Annotated in this window: 16 protein-coding genes; 9 read left to right on the forward strand and 7 right to left on the reverse strand. The window is 67.8% G+C overall.

The features are described from left to right. The first annotated feature begins 185 nt into the window (after positions 1 to 185). The gene (locus tag L8G49_RS05060) at positions 186 to 1,481 is read left to right on the forward strand and encodes a molybdopterin molybdotransferase MoeA (protein WP_242182940.1); all 1,296 of its coding nucleotides are present in this window, start codon (positions 186 to 188) and stop codon (positions 1,479 to 1,481) included. A gap of 39 nt (positions 1,482 to 1,520) precedes the next feature. Here L8G49_RS05060 and L8G49_RS05065 read toward each other — a convergent pair whose 3' ends face one another. After that, positions 1,521 to 2,057 (reverse strand): molybdenum cofactor guanylyltransferase, encoded by a 537-nt coding sequence (locus tag L8G49_RS05065; RefSeq protein WP_242139350.1) that lies wholly within the window; start codon positions 2,055 to 2,057, stop codon positions 1,521 to 1,523. Further along, positions 2,054 to 2,863 (reverse strand): formate dehydrogenase accessory sulfurtransferase FdhD, encoded by an 810-nt coding sequence (gene fdhD, locus L8G49_RS05070; protein WP_242182942.1) that lies wholly within the window; start codon positions 2,861 to 2,863, stop codon positions 2,054 to 2,056. The genes L8G49_RS05065 and fdhD overlap by 4 nt, the downstream gene beginning before the upstream one ends. Before the next feature lie 139 nt (positions 2,864 to 3,002). On the opposite strand from fdhD, the gene L8G49_RS05075 reads away from it, so the two are divergent. The 4 genes from L8G49_RS05075 to L8G49_RS05090 all read left to right on the forward strand — a co-directional run bounded on the left by L8G49_RS05075 (position 3,003) and on the right by L8G49_RS05090 (position 7,844). Continuing rightward, positions 3,003 to 5,351 carry an FdhF/YdeP family oxidoreductase gene (locus L8G49_RS05075; RefSeq protein ID WP_242182944.1) on the forward strand — a complete coding sequence of 783 codons (2,349 nt, stop codon included), beginning with the start codon at positions 3,003 to 3,005 and terminating at the stop codon, positions 5,349 to 5,351. Between the two features lie 9 nt (positions 5,352 to 5,360). Then, positions 5,361 to 5,858, forward strand: coding sequence for a DUF3833 family protein (locus L8G49_RS05080; RefSeq protein WP_242182946.1), 498 nt, complete (start codon positions 5,361 to 5,363; stop codon positions 5,856 to 5,858). Positions 5,859 to 6,327: 469 nt separating this feature from the next. Further along, the gene (locus L8G49_RS05085) at positions 6,328 to 7,248 is read left to right on the forward strand and encodes a hypothetical protein (RefSeq protein WP_242139354.1); all 921 of its coding nucleotides are present in this window, start codon (positions 6,328 to 6,330) and stop codon (positions 7,246 to 7,248) included. Positions 7,249 to 7,328: 80 nt separating this feature from the next. After that, positions 7,329 to 7,844: a TIGR02281 family clan AA aspartic protease gene (locus tag L8G49_RS05090; protein ID WP_242182948.1), complete on the forward strand. Its 516-nt coding sequence runs from the start codon at positions 7,329 to 7,331 to the stop codon at positions 7,842 to 7,844. Between the two features lie 12 nt (positions 7,845 to 7,856). Here L8G49_RS05090 and L8G49_RS05095 read toward each other — a convergent pair whose 3' ends face one another. Continuing rightward, positions 7,857 to 8,576, reverse strand: a complete 720-nt coding sequence (locus L8G49_RS05095) for a PEPxxWA-CTERM sorting domain-containing protein (protein WP_242139356.1) — start codon at positions 8,574 to 8,576, stop codon at positions 7,857 to 7,859. A 200-nt stretch (positions 8,577 to 8,776) separates the two neighbouring features. Between L8G49_RS05095 and L8G49_RS05100 the strand changes: the two genes are divergently transcribed. After that, positions 8,777 to 9,418, forward strand: a complete 642-nt coding sequence (locus L8G49_RS05100) for a hypothetical protein (protein ID WP_242182950.1) — start codon at positions 8,777 to 8,779, stop codon at positions 9,416 to 9,418. Positions 9,419 to 9,424: 6 nt separating this feature from the next. On the opposite strand, the gene dinB is transcribed toward L8G49_RS05100, so the two are convergent. The 4 genes from dinB to L8G49_RS05120 form a co-directional block, all read right to left on the reverse strand. Further along, entirely contained in the window at positions 9,425 to 10,510 is a 1,086-nt protein-coding gene (gene dinB, locus L8G49_RS05105) for a DNA polymerase IV (protein WP_277923107.1), read from the reverse strand. Positions 10,511 to 10,604: 94 nt separating this feature from the next. Next, positions 10,605 to 11,861: an adenosylmethionine--8-amino-7-oxononanoate transaminase gene (locus L8G49_RS05110; RefSeq protein ID WP_242182955.1), complete on the reverse strand. Its 1,257-nt coding sequence runs from the start codon at positions 11,859 to 11,861 to the stop codon at positions 10,605 to 10,607. Beyond that, on the reverse strand, positions 11,858 to 12,487 hold the full coding sequence (bioD, locus tag L8G49_RS05115; RefSeq protein WP_242182957.1) for a dethiobiotin synthase: 630 nt from the start codon (positions 12,485 to 12,487) through the stop codon (positions 11,858 to 11,860). The genes L8G49_RS05110 and bioD overlap by 4 nt, the downstream gene beginning before the upstream one ends. Beyond that, positions 12,484 to 13,680 carry an 8-amino-7-oxononanoate synthase gene (locus L8G49_RS05120; RefSeq protein ID WP_242182959.1) on the reverse strand — a complete coding sequence of 399 codons (1,197 nt, stop codon included), beginning with the start codon at positions 13,678 to 13,680 and terminating at the stop codon, positions 12,484 to 12,486. The genes bioD and L8G49_RS05120 overlap by 4 nt, the downstream gene beginning before the upstream one ends. 154 nt (positions 13,681 to 13,834) lie before the next feature. Between L8G49_RS05120 and L8G49_RS05125 the strand changes: the two genes are divergently transcribed. Genes L8G49_RS05125 through L8G49_RS05135 form a run of 3 tightly spaced genes read left to right on the forward strand, consistent with a single transcriptional unit; the run spans position 13,835 to position 17,909 of the window. Continuing rightward, positions 13,835 to 15,124, forward strand: a complete 1,290-nt coding sequence (locus L8G49_RS05125) for a cytochrome c (RefSeq protein ID WP_242182961.1) — start codon at positions 13,835 to 13,837, stop codon at positions 15,122 to 15,124. Further along, entirely contained in the window at positions 15,121 to 15,612 is a 492-nt protein-coding gene (locus tag L8G49_RS05130; RefSeq protein WP_242182962.1) for a (2Fe-2S)-binding protein, read from the forward strand. The genes L8G49_RS05125 and L8G49_RS05130 overlap by 4 nt, the downstream gene beginning before the upstream one ends. Further along, positions 15,609 to 17,909 (forward strand): molybdopterin cofactor-binding domain-containing protein, encoded by a 2,301-nt coding sequence (locus tag L8G49_RS05135; protein ID WP_242182964.1) that lies wholly within the window; start codon positions 15,609 to 15,611, stop codon positions 17,907 to 17,909. The genes L8G49_RS05130 and L8G49_RS05135 overlap by 4 nt, the downstream gene beginning before the upstream one ends. The last annotated feature ends 76 nt before the right edge of the window (positions 17,910 to 17,985 follow it).

The following is a 17,985-nucleotide window of genomic DNA, read 5'->3' on the forward strand; positions in this document are numbered from 1 at the left end:
CTGGGGACTAACGATCGTTTACGCGCACGCTTTGCAGGGGCGAAATGTCCCGCGACAAGGCGTAGTGTAGCCGAACGAAGGCCATATTGCATGTGCGAATTCCCCAATCTGGCATCATAAGGTCGTACGATTGGAGTGAAGTCGCGTATTAGGCTCTAATCATGACAAAAACCTGTTAATGGGGGGTGAACCGTCCGAAGCCGGCGCAGCGGGTGTTGTGCGCCATGCTCGCCGGAGCGATGAACCGGGGCTATAGCGCGGCGATGCCGCCCCGCGATCCTCCCGCCGTCATGTCCGCACCAGCGCTGCTGCCTACGCTGGCGGAGGCGATCCGCCGCATCGCCCATGAGGCCATTCCGCTCGGTGCCGAACATGTTCCGCTGGCGGCGGCGGGCGGGCGCATGCTCGTGGCGCCGGTTCGCGCGCGGACGGACTTTCCGCGCAGCGACGCCGCGGCGATGGACGGATTCGCGCTCGCGCGTGCCGATGCGGAGAATGGCCTGCGCTGGCGGATCGTCGCCGGCCCGATCGCGGCCGACCGTCGGCTGGCATCGGGCGAGGCCGTGCGAATCGCCACCGGAGCCACGCTGCCCGAGGGAGCGGAACGAATCGTGCCGATCGAGCGGGCGACGGTGGCCGGCACATGGGTGTCTTGTGCGGAACCGGACGGACGGTCGCACATCCGGTTGCGGGGATCGGATTTCAGGGTTGGCGATATCACGCTTGCCGCCGGCCGCCGGATCGATCCGCGCGCGTTGGTGGCCGCCGCTGCCGCAGATGTCGAAACGGTGGCGGTCCGTCGCGTGGCACGGGTCGGCGTGATGGTGCGGGGCGACTTGCTGGTCGCGCCTGGACTGGCAGCGGAGCGCGATGGCGCGATCCCCGACAGCCTCGGCGGGGCGCTGGCGCTGTTGACGGCCGGATGTGGCGCCCAAGCCGGCGGTGCGGTGCGCATCGGGGAGGATCCCGCGGCGCTCGTCACGGCGGTGGACGCTATGCGGGGTGGCGTCGACGTGATCGTGCTCGCCGGCGGCGCAGCGCATGGTGCCCGCGATGCCGCGCAGCAGGCACTGCGCCCGCTCGGCCTCGACCTGATCTTCGACGGGCTGGCGATCCGGCCCGGCCGGCCGAGCTGGTATGGGCGAATCGGATCGGCACACGTTCTGGGATTACCTGGCAATCCGACGGCCGCAATGACGCTTGCGCGCCTGCTGTTGGCGCCGCTGATCGGGCATCTCGGCGGGGACCCTGCTGCCGCGATGCTTGCCTGGGAGATGCTCCCATTGATCGCGCCGGTCCCGGCGAACGGCGCCCGAGAATCGTTCCTGTGCGCGGCGGCCGAGGCCGGGGGCGTACGTCTGCTCGACCGTCGCGACGGATCCGGCGAGATGATGCTGGCGGCAGCGGACCGTCTGGTCGTGCGCCCGGCGCATGGCGATGCCCTGTCTGCCGGGACGATGGTGCCGACGCTGCGGTTCTGAGCATCCCGGATCGAAGCTCCGGGCGATCCGCGCGGATCGTCAGGGTTTGCCGTCGCCCAGCGCGGCGAGATCCGCGGGGAAGTTCACGTTCGCGATGGGGGCGGGCAGCGTCAGCACCTGCGCATCGATGGTGCGCGCCCACCCCCGCATCGAGCGATCGTCGTCGTGCGCCAGCCGCGCCGCCAATGCCGCCGCGGCGCTGGCTGGCCATAAGCCGATGACCGGGCAACCCCGGACGAAGACGGGGGCCCCGAGCGCGAGCAGGCGCGGGAACAGATCTTCGGGCAGGTCAGGCGTATCGCCCGGGATCGACAGCACCATGTCGTGACCCTGCGTCCCGGCATAGTGCAGCGCCGCCGCGAGCCCGCCGAGCGGACCAAGGCCGGCAGCCGGGCGATCGGCGAGCGACGCGATCCCCGCAAGGGTACGTCCGCATACGGCCACGGCATCGGTGCGCGGGCGAAGCCAGTCGATCGCATGATCGAGCAGGGTGCGTTCGCCGAGCCGTGCCGCCAACTTGTCGCTGCCGAAACGGCGCGACTCGCCGCCTGCCAGAACGACGCCGAGGATCGTCATGCGATCAACCCGGGTGCCGACGCCGGGCAAAGCTGCAAGGTCAGGCTGTCCTGCCGCACCAGCGTCGCCAGCGTCAGCCCGGCTCCGGCCGCGCGTTGGAGCGCGAGCGACGTCGGCGCCGAAATCGTCGCGAGCAACGGGCAGTCGGCGCGCGCCGCCTTGTCGACGAGCTCGAACGAGCATCGCGAACTGAGCAGTGCAAAGCCGCCGTCCCAGCCGAGCCCCTGCCGCGCCATCGCGCCGATCAGCTTGTCGAAGGCGTTGTGGCGGCCGACATCTTCGCGCACCAGCAGGATCGTCCCGTCATGCGCCGCCAGTGCCGCGGCATGCACCGCACCGGTTGCCCGGTTCAGCGGCTGATGGTCGCGCAGGGTGGCCGCCGCCGTGAACAGCGCGGTCGCATCCGCGCGCGAGTGCGTGGTAACATGCGGCAGCGGGGCGAGCGCGCGGTCGAGGCTGTCGCGGCCACAGAGACCGCAGGCCGAATCGGTGGTGCGGGGGCGCATCCGTTCGAGGACCGCGACCGGATCGGGTCGCCGTCGATCGGCCCGGACGATCACGCCCACATCGACCGGCGCTACGTCGATACTTGCCAGGTCGCCCGCCGTGCCGATCTCGCTTTCGGCCAGCAGCAAACCTGTCACGAAGTCTTCCAGGTCGTGCGGAGTCGCCATCATCACGGCAAACCCGACACCGTCGAGTTCGATCGCGACCGCGACTTCCTGCGCGATCCCCCGCGCGGCGGGTGCGCGATGGCCATCGATGGAGATCGTCTCCAACCGGGGAGGAGGTTCAATATCGGGCATTGCCTCGCCTAACGCACGGCGCGGACCGGTGGAAGCAGCGTTAAATTGCGGATGCCATCCGCAAGCGGGAACCTAGCCGTTCCCCGCACGCTTCGACACTGGGCCCCGGACCATGGGGCGAGAGGGAATAGGATTGATCATGTCGGACAAGGACCTGTCGCAAGCGCCGTCGGATCTTTCGAACTTGCCGAAGGACTTGCCACATTCGCCGGGTCCGGCGGGAGGATGGGGGTCGCTCAAGGGCATTGCGCAGATTTTCGGCGAAACCTGGGCCAGCCCGGCCGCGCTTTCGAGCCTGGGCAAGCTGAACAAGCCAAAGGGCGTGATGTGCGCGTCCTGCGCCTGGCCCAAGCCGGTCAATTATTCGGCCTTCGAATTCTGCGAGAATGGCGCAAAAGCGACGCTGTGGGAATCGACCAGCGCGCGCTGTACGCCGGCGTTCTGGGACAAAGACGGTCACAGCGTCACCGAGTTGCGCAGCTGGCGCGACCATGATCTCGAAAAGACCGGGCGGCTGACGCATCCGCTGCGCTACGACGCGGCGACCGACCGCTATGTCGAAACCACTTGGGACGAAGCCTTCGCCGGCATCGCCCGGGTGCTCAAGCCGCTCGATCCCGACAGCGCGGTCTTTTACGCGTCGGGCCATGCCGGGCTCGAGGCATCGTATCTCTACGCGTTGCTCGCCCGGGTTTATGGCACGAACAACCTGCCCCAAAGCTCGAACATGTGCCACGAGACGACCTCGGTCGGACTGACCAAGGTGATCGGGTCGCCCGTCGGTACGATCGTGTGGGACGATCTGGCGGAGGCGGACGCCTTCTTCTTCTTCGGGCAGAACCCGGGGACGAACAGCCCGCGCTTTCTTCATCCGCTGAAGGACGCGAAGGATCGTGGCGCGAAGATCGTCACCTTCAACCCGATCGTGGAACAGGGCCTCGTGTCCTTCGTCGACCCGCAAAGCCCGGCGGCGATGCTGACCGGGAAGGAGACCAAGATCTCCGACCAGTATCACCAGTTGAAGGCAGGCGGCGACATCGCGGCGATGCTCGGCATGTGCAAGGTCGTGGTCGAGGCCGACGACGCCGCCAAGGCCGCCGGCAAGGCGCAGGTGATCGATCATGCGTTCATCGCGCAGCACACCACCGGGTTCGATTCCTTCCTGGAGAAGTGCCGTGCCGTCACCTGGGCGGAGATCGAGCAGGAAAGCGGGCTGACGGAAGCCGCGCTGCGCGATGCGGGCAACGTCTACATTGCGGCCAAGAACGTCATCGGCGTGTACGGGATGGGCCTGACCCAGCACACGCACGGGGCGCTGAACATCGCGATGCTCGTCAACCTTTTGCTCTTGCGCGGTAATATAGGGCGTCCCGGAGCAGGGTGCTGCCCGGTGCGCGGGCACAGCAACGTCCAGGGGCAGCGGACCGTCGGCATCGCCGAGAAGATCCACCTCATCCCCGTCGACAAGCTGAAGGCACTGTATCACTTCGACCCGCCGACCGAGGACGGCATGAACATCGTCGAGGCGACCGAGGCGCTGTTCGCGGGCAAGGTGCGCGCGTTCATCTCGCTCGGCGGGAATCTCGTGCGGGCGGTGCCCGACCAGAAGCGCATGGAGCAGGCCTGGGCCGGGCAGGACCTGACCGTGATGGTCTCGACCAAGCTCAACCGCAGCCATCTCTTCCCGGGCAAGCTCGCCTATATCCTGCCGTGCCTCGGCCGGTTCGAGGAAGACGAGCAGGCGGGCGGCGCGCAGACGATCACCAGCGAAGACAGCTTCTCGATGATCAGCGCATCGATCGGGCACCGCACGCCGGTGTCCGACAAGGTCATGAGCGAACTCGCGATCGTCACCGCGATCGCCAAGGCCACGCTGCCACCGAGCGAGCATCTCCATTGGGATGCCTGGACCGCCGATTACGGACTCGTCCGGGACCTGATCGAGAAGACCTATCCCGACGATTTCCGCGACTATAATGCGCGGATGTACCAGGCCGGTGGCTTCTACCGAGGCAACGGCGCGCACCAGCGGATCTGGAAGACCGAATCGGGGAAGGCCGTGTTCACCACGCCCGGAGAACTCAATTCGATCGGCTTCCAGGATGCGCCCGGCCGTTTCCGGCTGATCACGCTCCGGTCGAACGATCAGTTCAACACGACGATCTACGGCTATTCGGACCGCTTCCGCGGGATCGAGGGGACTCGCGACGTCTTGCTGATGAACCCCGACGATATCGCCGAGGCCGGCCTGTCGGATGGCCAGAAGATCCGGTTGATCACCGATGTCGACGACGGGCAGGACCGCCAGCTCGGCAACCTCACGCTGACCGCGTACAAGATTCCGCGCGGGACGCTGGCGGGTTATTATCCCGAGTGCAACGTGCTGGTCCCGGTCAGCCATCATGACGAACTGTCCAAGACACCGGCCAGCAAGTCCGTCCCCGTGCGGATCGTCGCGGACACGCCCGCCCCGGCGACCGCGGCATAAGGGCTGAGGATGCGCTACGGATACGGGATCATCGCGCTCCTGAGCGGTTCCGCTCTCGTTCCGGCGTTGGCGGACGCCGCGACGCCGGAATTTTCCCCCACCGCCTTTTTCGCGGGGCGGACCGAGGGGGAGGGCGTGTTCCACCGGATCGCGTCCCGGCACAAGGCGACGCATGTGCAGGGGACGGGTACGCTCACCGCGCCCGACACGATCGTTCTTGCGCAGCATGTCGTGGTCGAAGGCAAGCCACCGCGGGATCGCCAATGGACATTGCACGCCGTCGGGGGCGGGAAGTTCGATGGCCGGTTGACCGATGCGATCGGTCCGGTGCGCGGCGATGTGGCGGGCAACCGTTTCCATGTCCGGTTCCGGCTGAAGGGCGGCTTCGACGTGCAGCAGTGGATGTACCTCCAGCCCGGCGGCAAACTGGTTCAGAACCACCTCGTCGTGCGCAAGTTCGGGATACGGGTTGCCGCACTCGACGAGACGATCCGCAAGCTCTCGTAGACCCGGAGGCGTCAGGCAGGCCGGTCGGGCTCCGGGACGTCGTAAATCGACGACGACGTGAAGCGTTCGGGTCCGAATCGTCTCATACATTCGGATGACGGACAGTTTTACGGTGGTGGTTGCGAGTATTTGTTAAGACGAGCCGCGCTACACCGGGGATCACGCCGCTGTTTTGGCTAGGAAATACATGTCGACTTTCTAACCTTTTGGAAAATATTCGATAAAGCGCTAAGCCCTGTTCCGAAATCGGGCTGATGGGGCGGTCGCACTATGGACCAATTCTCGTTGCAGGCGCTTTGCAGGGGTTGCGATCGTGCGGCAACGCCGCGGCGACCGGAGGGTCCCGATCGACCATTCCTGAACTCGGACATGCCAGGCGCGCTGGGCGCGCGATCGTGTTTTGACACCGGCGTGATCCTCTTTATGAACCTGATATTAAGCAGTTGTAGTTGTGTGAGTAGGAAGTAGCATGCGCGTACGGTTCCATTCGGTGCGTCGGCATCCGTCGCGGGTGCTGTTGCCGCTCTGGATCATCCTGGTGGTGGCATTCTTCACCTGGCAGGCCGGTACCTATCGTGGCGTGGTGGCGCTGCTCGCCGAGTGGCAGTTCAACGAATTCGGCGTCTATCATCCGCTGCTGACGTTTCTGCTGTTCGTTCTGATCCTCGCCCCGCTGCCCTTCCTGTTCACGCGACGGCGCCGCAAGTCCGCGGCGGCCTCCAGTGCGGCAGTCCCCGCGACGGACGTGCTGCCGGTGCGCAACAACCTCAGCCGTGCGATCCTCGAGGCGACACGGTTTCTGAATGTCCTGCTGTTCATTGCGGGCGGCTGTTTCGTGGCGGCGCTGATCGCCGTGATCATGGTGCTGATGCTGCCAAGCGTGCAACGCCCGCTGCAACGGATCACCGCGAGCACGACCGTTCCCGCCGTTCCGGCAGAGGGCTTCACCGAATTGCGCGGCAACGTCCTGTACACGCGGACGTCCGCGTTCGATGAGGATCTGTGGCTGGCGCGGCGCAACGTGCGGTTCGCGCCGATGGTCGATGTCGGTGCCGACCCGTCCGATATCCGGTACTTCATCGAACTGTCGGCAACCGACGGAACCGCGCAGAACGCGACCGAAAGCGCGCGACAGGGGATATTGGTGCGCAATGCCCTGCCGGGCGAACTGTTCCGGCTGTACCGTTATGCCGGCTTCCGCGTTGCGCCGGACCATTATGTCCTGTTCCGGTCGCTGAAGACGATGCGCTGGCCCTATTGGGTGTGGGCGTCGGAATTCGGGGTGGCAGGCCTGCTGATCGGCATCGGGGCGCTGGTCCAGTGGTTCCGGCGGCGTCGTCTGATCGTGCGGGAACGCGACCTGCTGGAGACGGGTGCCGCGGACGCTTAAGGCCGCGCTAACCAGACCCGCGCACCCGCTGTTTATGCCCGGTGGGGCATTGCAGCGGCATGTTCGCGGTCAAAGCTCTCTTGGCGACTCCCGGCCTGGTCGGATTACTGGCCTTTGCCGGGCTTTCGCTCAGCGCGCATGCGCCATCGGGTGAGTCGGTCACGGCGTCGGCGCAGACCGCCCGGATCGTCGCCGCGCGGACGGTGCCGGAAGATTCGGACGCGCCGCCGACGATGCGGCGGCGCTTCACGCGCGCCACCGACGGGCTGTTCTACGTCACCGCGCGCGTGAACGGCGTCAAGGTGCGGTTCCTGGTCGATACCGGCGCGACCATGGTCGTCCTTACGCCCGGGGATGCCATGCGGGTCGGCGCCACCGACACGGTGGCATCACGGCATGCGGTGATGGAGACGGCGGCCGGGCCGTCCGCCATCGATCGCGTCACGCTGGATCAGGTTGCCCTTGCCGGGCATACGGTTGCCGGTGTCGACGCGGCGGTCGTGCGGCGAGGATTGCGCGTGTCGTTGCTGGGACAGGACCTGCTCTCGCGCCTTGGCCCGGTCACGATTTCCGGAAACGCGCTCGAACTCAAGTGACCCGGTCGCGCGTCAGGCTTCGCCGACGCTCTCGCCAAAGCCGCGGACGCCCCGTCGGCGCAACCGCAATGCGCAACCGACCATCAGGAAGCCACCGAGCAGCATCGCCCAGGTCGAAGGCTCCGGCACGGCGGACACCGGCGTCGGCGTTCCGGGCGTGGTCGTGCCCGGCGTCGTCGTTCCAGGGGTGGTCGTCCCCGGCGTCGTCGTTCCGGGCGTTCCGGTTCCCGGATTTGCCCCACTGAAGCCAGACGCTCCCGCGACGGGCTGGGAGATGGCGGGCGTGAACGGTTGGGCGGTGCCCGACGCGGGCGTTCCCAGACCGGCGTCGACGAGCGCATCGCGCCCGGGCGGGGAGACGGTGTTGGCGGCGACTTCGACAGGGCCGGTCCCGACCGGCGCCGTCGGCGGAACCCCGCGTGTAAAGGCTACCGCCGGCGTATCGGCGCGACGCGCGGGACCGTAGGCGGCCGGGGTCGTAGCGGAGCGCCGGTCCAGCGGACCGCGCGGTGCGGCGATGCCGGACAGATAGCTGCTGCGTTGTCCCGGACCCGTCGTGCCGAGCGTTGCGGTGAAGGCCTTGGCCCCGGGCAGTCCGCCGTCGGTGATGAACACCGCGCGCGTGTTCTGCGGGAACAGGGCGGCAAGCAACAACGTGGCGGAAAGCGCCCCCACGATCAGCGAGCGAGCCTTGTTTTCGCCGCGGTTAAATTCGGATACCTGCACAGCCATTCTTACCCTATAGGCAATCTGCAAGACGATTGCGACAGTTTTGATGGCGTCGAATCCTGCTGCGGGACGGCTTCGTCCGTCTGGGGAATGCATTTAAGTCTTTACGTTGGGGGCAATAAACGGCGTGTTTCAGCCGAAGGGAGTATCAAGAATGCGGCGATCGATCTGTGACTGAGCGGGTTCAACGACGGGGGAGCCGGATGCAGCGGGCGATGTTGGCAATGGCCGCGGTGCTGGCGATCGGTGGATGCGCGCGAACGCCGCAGCCGCCTTTCGACGATTCGCAAAAACTCGTTCGCGCGACGCTGAAAATCCTGACCGATGATGGCAACACGATCTGTGTCGACAATCGTACCAACGGCAAGCCGCTGGCGATCTTCGCGACCATGTCGGTGGCACCACCGCCGTCGCGCCGTCCGCTCGCCTGGCACGTCGTAACGCCGCTGCGATCGAACGCGGCACTGACCGCGCGGCAGATCTACCAGGATACGATCGTCGACAAGCCAGCGCACATCCCCGACCCGGTCAACGCAACGCCGGCGCTCGGCTTTCTCGACCAGCAGCGGCTGAACAGCGCGGCGATGGTCCTGTCGCGGACGGGGCAGAGCAAGACGGTCGATCTGGGTGGTGGGTTCGGCGTGCCGAGGGTCGATGCCCGTTGGTGGCCGCTCGTGCGCCTTTCGCAAAAATGCTATCTCAAATACGTCATCTCGGATCCGGTGTGGTCGGACACGATGGGCTTTGTGACGATCAACATCGAGCATTGGGGGACGACCTACGCGTTCCAGCGCCGCAACAACGACTGGGTTGCGGTCGCCCAATGGAGCAACTGGCTGTTCTGAGCGCGCTCAGGGACCGTCGGCGTCGAACAGCGGCAGCGCGACGGTCCCTTCCGCCAATGGGTCGAACGTCGAGACCGTGACGCCGACCAGCCGGATCCCCTTGATCGGCGGCAGCACGGTCCGGATCAACTCGCGACTCGCCGCGCGCAGCTTTGCCTCGGTGTCGATTGCCGTCGGATAGGTTCGGCTGCGAGTGATCTGCTGGAAGTCGGCGTATTTGACCTTGACGGTCGCCGTCCGGCCGTAAGCCTGCGCCTTCGCGCACCAGCCCCAGACGTCGTCCGCCATCTGCTGCACGCCCGCCTCGATCTCGACCGGATCGAACAGGTCGCGGTTGAACGTCGTCTCCGAGCCCGACGATTTGCGGATGCGGTCGGGGTCGACCGGGCGATGGTCCTCGCCGCGCGCGATCGCGTGATACCAATCGGCGGCATTGCCGAAATGCGCGCGCAGGAATTCCAGCGATTTGGCGCGCAGGTCCGCGCCGGTGGTGATGCCCAGGCTGTGCATCTTCTTGGCGGTCACCGGGCCGACGCCGTGGAAGCGCGCGACCGGCAGCGTCTCGACCCACGACGCTCCCATGTCGGGCGTCACCGCGAACTGGCCGTTCGGCTTGCGCTGGTCGGACGCCAGTTTCGCGAGGAACTTGTTGTACGAAATGCCGGCCGAGGCCGTCAGCCCGGTTTCCGCAAGGATGCGCGCGCGGATCGCCTTGGCGGTCGCCCAGGCGGTCGGCAGCCCCTGCAGGTTGGCGGTCACGTCGAGATACGCCTCGTCGAGCGACAGCGGCTGGACGAGCGGGGTATAGTCCTGGAAGATCGCCTGGATCTGCCGCGACACCTGTTTGTACACGTCGAATCGCGGCGGGACGAAGATCAGGTCGGGGCAGCGCCGCGCTGCGGTCACCGAGGGCAGGGCGGAGCGAACGCCGAACACACGCGCCTCGTAACTCGCCGCGGCCACCACCCCGCGCGCGGCGGACGACCCCACCGCGATCGGCTTTCCGCGCAAAGACGGATCGTCGCGTTGTTCGACCGACGCAAAGAAGGCGTCCATGTCGACGTGGATGATTTTCCGGGGCGGCGGCTCCATTAACGTCTGATAGGGGGAAACGAACGGAAGGGGAACGGGTTAGCGGGCGATCCTGCGCTACTGGCCGCAGTGCCGCCGGCCGACCATTACCCGGTCACCCCAGGGCGTCCGCTGCTTCGCCGATCGCGGCGTAGACGCGATCGAGATCGTCCGCTTCGATTGCATAGGGCGGCATGACGTACACCGTATTGCCAAGTGGCCGCAGCAGCAGGTCCGCGTCCCGGAACCGTTTGAGCAGCGCAGGCCCGAGGGTCGACAGATATCCGCCGCCTGCCGGATCGACCAGGTCGAGCGCGGCGATCGTCCCCAGCGTCCGCGCCGCGCGAACGTTGCGATGCCCGGCCAGTCCCCCGAGCCGCGCCGTCTGGCGCGCGGCCAGCTCGGCGATCCGTGCTGCGACCGGCTCGTCGCGCCAGATCGCGAGATTGGCGTTGGCGGCGGCGCAGGCGATCGGGTTGGCGGTGTAGCTCGACGAATGGAAGAACATCTTCGACCGGTCGGTCGAGAAATGCGCAGCGTAGATCGCCTCGGTCGCGAGCGTTACCGCGAGCGGCACCGCGCCCCCGGTCAACCCCTTCGACAGGCACAGGATATCGGGCACCACCGCGGCCTGTTCGCAGGCGAGCAACGTGCCGGTGCGGCCCCAGCCGGTCATCACTTCATCCGCGATGAACAGCACGTCGTACCGTGCGCAGATCGCGCGCATCTCGGCCAGCACCCATGCCGGGTAGAACAGCATCCCCCCTGCGCCGAGCACGAGCGGCTCGACGATGAACGCGGCGGGGGCCTCGCGGCACGCCGCCTCGAGCGCGTCGAGCGTCGCTTGCTCGTGCCCGGCGGCGGGGAAGGGGATGGTTCCCACGTCGAACAGCAATGCGCCGTACGCCTGGTTGAACACGCCGCGCGCACCGACCGACATCGCGCCGATCGTATCGCCGTGATAGCTGTGCTCCAGCACCAGGATCCGGTCGCGCGGGGCGCCGCGGTTGGCCCAATAGCCGAGCGCCATCTTCAGCGCGACCTCGACGCTGGTCGACCCGGAATCCGAGAAGAACACGCGCGTCAGCACGGGCGGCAGCAACGCGATGAGCGCCCGCGCGAGCGTCTCGGCGGGTTCGTGGGTCCAGCCGGCGAAGATGATCTGGTCGAGCCGCTGCGCCTGCTCGGCGATCGCCGCCATGATGCGCGGGTGGCAATGGCCGTGCGTCGTCACCCACCAGGACGAGATCGCATCGACGATCCGCCGCCCGTCCGCCGTATGCAGGATCGCGCCCGACGCATGGCTGACCCGCGGGATCGGCTCGCCGAGACCGTGCTGGGTGAAGGGATGCCAGATCGGCCCGTGGCTCATCGGAACGCCGCCGTGTCGAAATGCTCGGCGAAAGCGGCGGCCAGCGTCGTCGCGTCGAGCGTGCCCAGCCGCGGCAAGCGGCCGAGGCGCGTGACCCCGCCGATCCGTGCGATCGTCGCCTCGCTGTCGGGCTCGGCATCGCCGATGAAGGCGACGCCGTGGATCGGCACGCCGCGGTGACGCAGCGCCTCGATCGACAACAGGCTGTGGTTGATCGTCCCCAGCCCGGTCCGCGCGACCAGCACGACCGGCTTGCCCCAGCGCGCGAACAGGTCGGCGAACAGCAGGTCCGGGGTGATCGGCACCAGCACACCGCCCGCGCCCTCCACGACCAGCGGCCCGCTGACCGTCGGCAGCGCGAGCCGGTCGAGGTCGATCGTCACCCCGTCGATCGCCGCCGCGCGGTGCGGCGAGCGGGGCGTCGCGAGCCGGTATGCCTCGGGCAGGATCCGTTCGGGCGGCAGGCCGGACAGCGCGGCGACGCTGTCGGCATCGCTGCGCGGATCGAGCCCCGCCTGCACCGGTTTCCAGTACTGCGCGTGCAGCGCGCCGGCGAGCGCGGCGGCGAAGACGGTCTTGCCGACGTCGGTGTCGGTGCCGGTGACGATGAAGGTCGGGGCGGTCATGGCAGGATCTCGTGCAAGGCATGGGCGAGGCGATCGATGTCCGCCTCGGTGACGTTGAGGGTCAGCGAGATGCGCAGCCGCGAGGTCCCGGCGGGGACGGTCGGCGGCCGGATGCCGCGGATGTCGAACCCCGCCGCCTGCAACGCGGACGCCGCGTGCATCGTCGCGGCGTCGTCACCGATCAGCAGCGGCAGGATCTGCGATCCGGTCGGCGTCACCCCGCACGGGGCGAGCGCGCGTTCGGCATAGGCCACCAGCGCGGCGAGCCGGACGCGGCGCTCGGGTTCGTCCGCGAGGATGCGCAGGCTTTCGCGCACCGCGCTCGCCATCAGCGGCGACGGCGCGGTCGAGAAGATGAAGCCGCGCGCGCGGTTGACCAGGAAGTCGCGCGCGACGGCCGGTCCGCATAGCAAAGCGCCCTCGCACCCCAGCGCCTTGCCGCAGGTCCGCAGCGTGATGACGTTCTCACGTCCTTCCAGACCCGCAGCCAGTCCGCGACCGTCCGGCCCGAATACCCCGGAGGCATGCGCTTCGTCGATCAGCAGAATCGTATCGTGGCGCGCCGCGACCTCTGCCAAAGCGGCGAGCGGGGCGCGGTCGCCGTCCATGCTGTAGAGGGTCTCCACCGCGATCCACACGCAGCCGGTCCCGCCGCGTGCGCGCCAGCCGGTGATGGCGGCGTCGATGGCGTCCGGGTCGTTGTGGGCGGCGCCGATCGTCTCGGCTCGGCCGAGCCGCATGCCCTCATGCGCGCTCGCATGGATCAGTGCGTCGTGGACGACCAGGTCGCCCCGCTGCGGCAGCGTCGCGAACAACGCCGCATTGGCGGCAAAACCGCTCGCGAAGAACAAGGCGGTCTCGCTGCCGAAGAACGCCGCAGCCTCCGCCTCGAGCGCTTCATGCTCTGGATCGTTGCCGCGCAGGAGTCGCGACCCGCCCGATCCGATCGACACTCCGCGATCGAGCGCCGCGCCAACCGCATCGCGCAGCCGCTGGGAGGTTGCGAGCGCAAGATAGTCGTTCGATGCGAAGTCGACTCCCCTGCGCGGCTGCAGCCGCCGCAGGCGGGCCCGTTCGGCAATCGCGCCGAGATCATGGCGGTGGACATCCCAAAGCACGGTGTCGCCCTCACCGCGCCGTTGCGGCTTCGCGTCTTCGTCAAATATTACCGAATTCCAAGTACCTATCATCAATCGTCAAAGTCCTGATGCGGCCCGTTCGCGGAGGCTCGTCCGGTCCTTAGGCGCGGCGCGCGTCATGTTCCACTGGACGTTCGACGAGGGGAGGTAGATGGGAGGCAAATACTCTGTCACCGGCCAAGGGGTTATCGATGAAGTCGCGGGTGTCATGCTGAAACGGATCCTGTTGATCGTGATCGGCGTCGTGGTGCTCGGGACGGTCGGCTTCGGCGTGTTCGCGTGGCGTCCGTCGATCGCGAAGATCCCGCAACCCGCAGCGACGAGCTTCGCGCCCGCCCTGGTCGCCAAGGGCGAAGTCCTTGCCAGCGCTGGCTATTGCGCCGCCTGCCATACGGTACGCGGCGGTCAGCCCTTTGCCGGCGGCTATGCGATGGCGACGCAGTTCGGGACGATCTATTCGACCAACATCACCCCCGACCGCAAGACCGGGATCGGCGGCTGGTCCGAGGCCGCGTTCGAACGCGCGATGCGGCACGGCGTCCGGCGGGACGGCGCGCATCTGTTCCCGGCGTTCCCCTACGATCACTTCAGCAAGTTGAGCGACGGCGACGTCGCGGCGCTTTACGCTTATTTCATGACGCGCCCGCCGGTCGAGGCGAAGGAAATCTCGTCCACCATCCCGTTCCCGCTCAACATCCGCGCGCTCCAGGCGGGGTGGAAGCTGCTGTTCTTCCATCCGGGCCGGTTCGTTGCCGATCCCAAGCAAAGCGCCGAATGGAATCGCGGCGCGTATCTCGCGGAAGGGCTGAGCCATTGCGGCGCCTGCCACACGCCGCGCGGGTCGCTGGGCGCGGAGAAGCACGACCAGGCTTATGCCGGCGCGCCGATCGACGGCTGGGTCGCGCCATCGCTGACCAGGACCAACCAGGCCCCGGTGCCATGGTCGAAGGACGAACTCGTCGCCTATCTCGCGACCGGGGTGAGCCAGTATCACGGCACCGCCGCCGGTCCGATGGGCGCGGTGGCGCGCGGCCTGTCGAAGCTGCCACCCGCCGACGTGGCCGCGATCGCGACCTATTTCGCGAGCCGGAACGGCTCGGCGGCGCAGGGCGCACAGGCCGACGCCGCGATCCGCCAGGCGATGGCACGCGAAGGCATCGGGCTCGGTCTGCAATATGACCCAGCCGCGCGCCTGTACGCGGGGGCGTGCGCGTCGTGTCATTACAATGGCAAGGCGCTCAACCCGTTGCGTCCCGATCTCGCGCTCAACAGCGCGGTCAGCATGGACGATCCGACCAATCTGGTCCGCGTGATCCTCCACGGCGTCAGCGCCGAGGATGGCGCGCCGGGCGTGGTGATGCCGGGGTTCAGCGGGTTCAGCGACGCCGACATCGCGCGCCTCGCCAACTGGCTGCGCGCGACCCGGACCGGCAAGCCCGGCTGGGCCGATCTCCAGAACAAGGTCGCCGCGATCCGCGCGCAGGACAGGGGCCAATGACAAGCTTCACGATCAACGGACGCCGCGTCACCACCGCGGTCCAGGACGATACCCCGCTGTTGTGGGTAATCCGCGACGACATCGGCCTCACCGGCACCAAGTTCGGCTGCGGGATCGGCATGTGCGGGGCGTGTACGGTCCATGTCGGCGGGCGCGCGACGCGGTCGTGCATCACGCCGGTCGCCGCGGTCGAGGGCGCGGACGTGACGACGATCGAGGGGCTCGACCCGGCGTCCAACCACCCACTGCAACAGGCGTGGCGCGAGCTGCAGGTGCCGCAATGCGGCTACTGCCAGTCGGGGCAGATCATGCAGGCCGCCGCGATGCTCAAGGACTTTCCCGCACCCAGCGATGCCGAGATCGACGCGGTGATGACTGGCAATTTGTGCCGGTGCATGACCTATGTCCGCATCCGCGCCGCGATCAAGCAGGCGGTCGGCAAGTCGGCGGTCAGCGAGACCGACGCGGCTGTGGAGCCAAAGGCATGAGCCGGCTGCGCACCGCCGCCGACCAGGCGCTCAGCCGTCGCGGCTTTCTCGTCGCCAGTGCGGCGGGCGGGGTCGCCTTCGGCTTCTCGCGCGTGCTCGCCGCGATCGACCCGGCGGTTCCGGGGAGCGTGCCGGTGGCAACGACCGGGCCGTCGTTCGAGCCGAGCATGTGGTTCGGAATCGATTCCGCCGGGATCGTCACCGTCAACATCATCCGCGCGGAGATGGGCCAGCATGTCGGCACGGCGCTCGCGCGGATCCTCGCCGACGAACTCGAGGCGGAGTGGGACAAGGTCCGCATCGTCCATGTCGATACCGACCCCAAATGGGGGCTAATGGTCACCGGCGGCAGCTGGTCGGTGTGGCAGACCTATCCGGTGTTCAGCCAGGCGGGTGCGGCGGGGCGGATCGCGCTGATCGAAGCGGGCGCGAAGCTGATGGGCGTCAGCCCGGCCGGCTGCACCGCGCGCGCGGGCGCTGTCCATGCGGGCGGGCGCGCAATGTCCTATGGCGATATCGCCAGGAGCGGGACGGTCGCGCGGCAGTTCACGCCCGACGACCTCAAGGCGCTCCCGACCAAGCCGGTCAAGGACCGCCGCCTGATCGGCAAGCCGGTCCATGCACTCGACATGGATGCGAAGATCAACGGCACCGGGATCTACGGCATCGACGCGAAGGTTCCCGGGATGGTCTATGCCCGGCCCAAGATGCCGCCGACGCGCAACGGCTCGAAGGTCGTCTCGGTCGACGACAGCGCGGCCAAGGGCGTGAAAGGCTATCTGCGCTATCTCGTGCTCGACGATCCGTCGGATACGGTGCCCGGCTGGGTGATGGTGATCGCGACGAGCTATTGGGCGGCGGTCAAGGCGACCGACCTGCTCGCGGTGACCTGGACCCCTGGCCCCGGCGCGGACATGACCCAGCAGGCGCTGCTCGATCACGGCGCCGCGCTCGTCGCCAAGGCGGAGGGCGGGATCAAGCTCGATATCGCCGACGATGATTCGACGCCCGCCTTCGGCAACACCGCGGGCCAGACGATCGAGCAACGCTACACGACCGCGACCGTGCTGCACTTCCAGCTCGAGCCGCTCAACGCGCTCGCGTTCGAGAAGGATGGCGTGTTCGAGATCCACGCCGGCAACCAGTGGCAGAGCCTGATCCTGCCGACGCTCGCCAAGGCGCTCGGCGTGCCCGAGACCAAGGTGGTGATGCGCAGTTATTTGCTCGGCGGCGGGTTCGGGCGACGGTTGAACGGCGATTATACCGTGCCCGCGGCGCTCGCGGCCAAGGCGCTCAAGCGTCCGGTCAAGATGATCATGACCCGCTCCGACGACGTCCGGTTCGATTCGGTCCGCTCGCCTTCGGTCCAACGGCTGCGGATGGCGTTCGGCAACGACGGGCAGATCCAGGCGATGGAGCATCACGCGTGTGCGGGCTGGCCGACGCAGGTGCTCGCCGGTCCGGCGTTGCTCGCCAAGACCAAGAAGGGCGGACAATACGACCCGTTCGCGATTTCGGGCGCGGACCACTGGTATGACGTCGGGCATCAGACGGTGCGCGCGGTCGCGAACGATCTCGCCAACACCACCTTCCGCCCGGGCTGGCTGCGCTCGGTCGGGCCGGGCTGGACCAACTGGGCGCTCGAGAGCTTTATCGACGAGGCGGCGCATCATACCAAGACCGATCCGGTCGCGTTCCGGCTCAAGCTGCTCACCGGCAAGGGCCGCAACGCGGGTACCGCGCCGAACGCGGTCGGCGGCGCCTTGCGGCAGGCCGAGGTCGTGCGGCGCGCGGCGGCGCAGGCGGGTTGGGGAACGACGCTCCCCGCCGACACTGCGCTCGGAATCGCGACGAGCTTTGGGCAGGAACGCGACATGCCGACCTGGTCGGCGTGCGTCGCGCAGGTCCATGTCGATCGCGCGACCGGCTTCGTCCGCGTGCAGAAGCTGACGCTGGTCGTCGACGCGGGGACGATCGTCGACCCCGACGGCGCACTCGCGCAGGTGCAGGGCGCGGCGTTGTGGGGGCTGAGCATGGCGCTGCACGAAGGCACCGGATTCGAAGCCGGGCAGGTTAAGGACACCAACCTCGACACCTATCTGCCGCTGCGCATCGCCGACGTGCCGGAGATGGACATCAGCTTCGTCGAAAGCACCGAAGTCCCCGTCGGGCTAGGCGAGCCGGCGACCACGGTGGTGGGGCCGGCGATCGGCAACGCGATCTTCGCGGCGACGGGCGTGCGACTGCGGCATATCCCGATCACGCCCGCGGCGGTGAAGGCGGGGCTGAAGGGGTAGAGCGCGCGCTTCTGCGAAGGCAGGAGCCAGAGGATGGAGCAGGACGCCCGTAACCCGGGACTCCTGCCGTCGCAGG

Origin of the sequence: Sphingomonas sp. CARO-RG-8B-R24-01, from assembly GCF_022662295.1 — a bacterium.
Lineage (GTDB): Bacteria > Pseudomonadota > Alphaproteobacteria > Sphingomonadales > Sphingomonadaceae > Sphingomonas.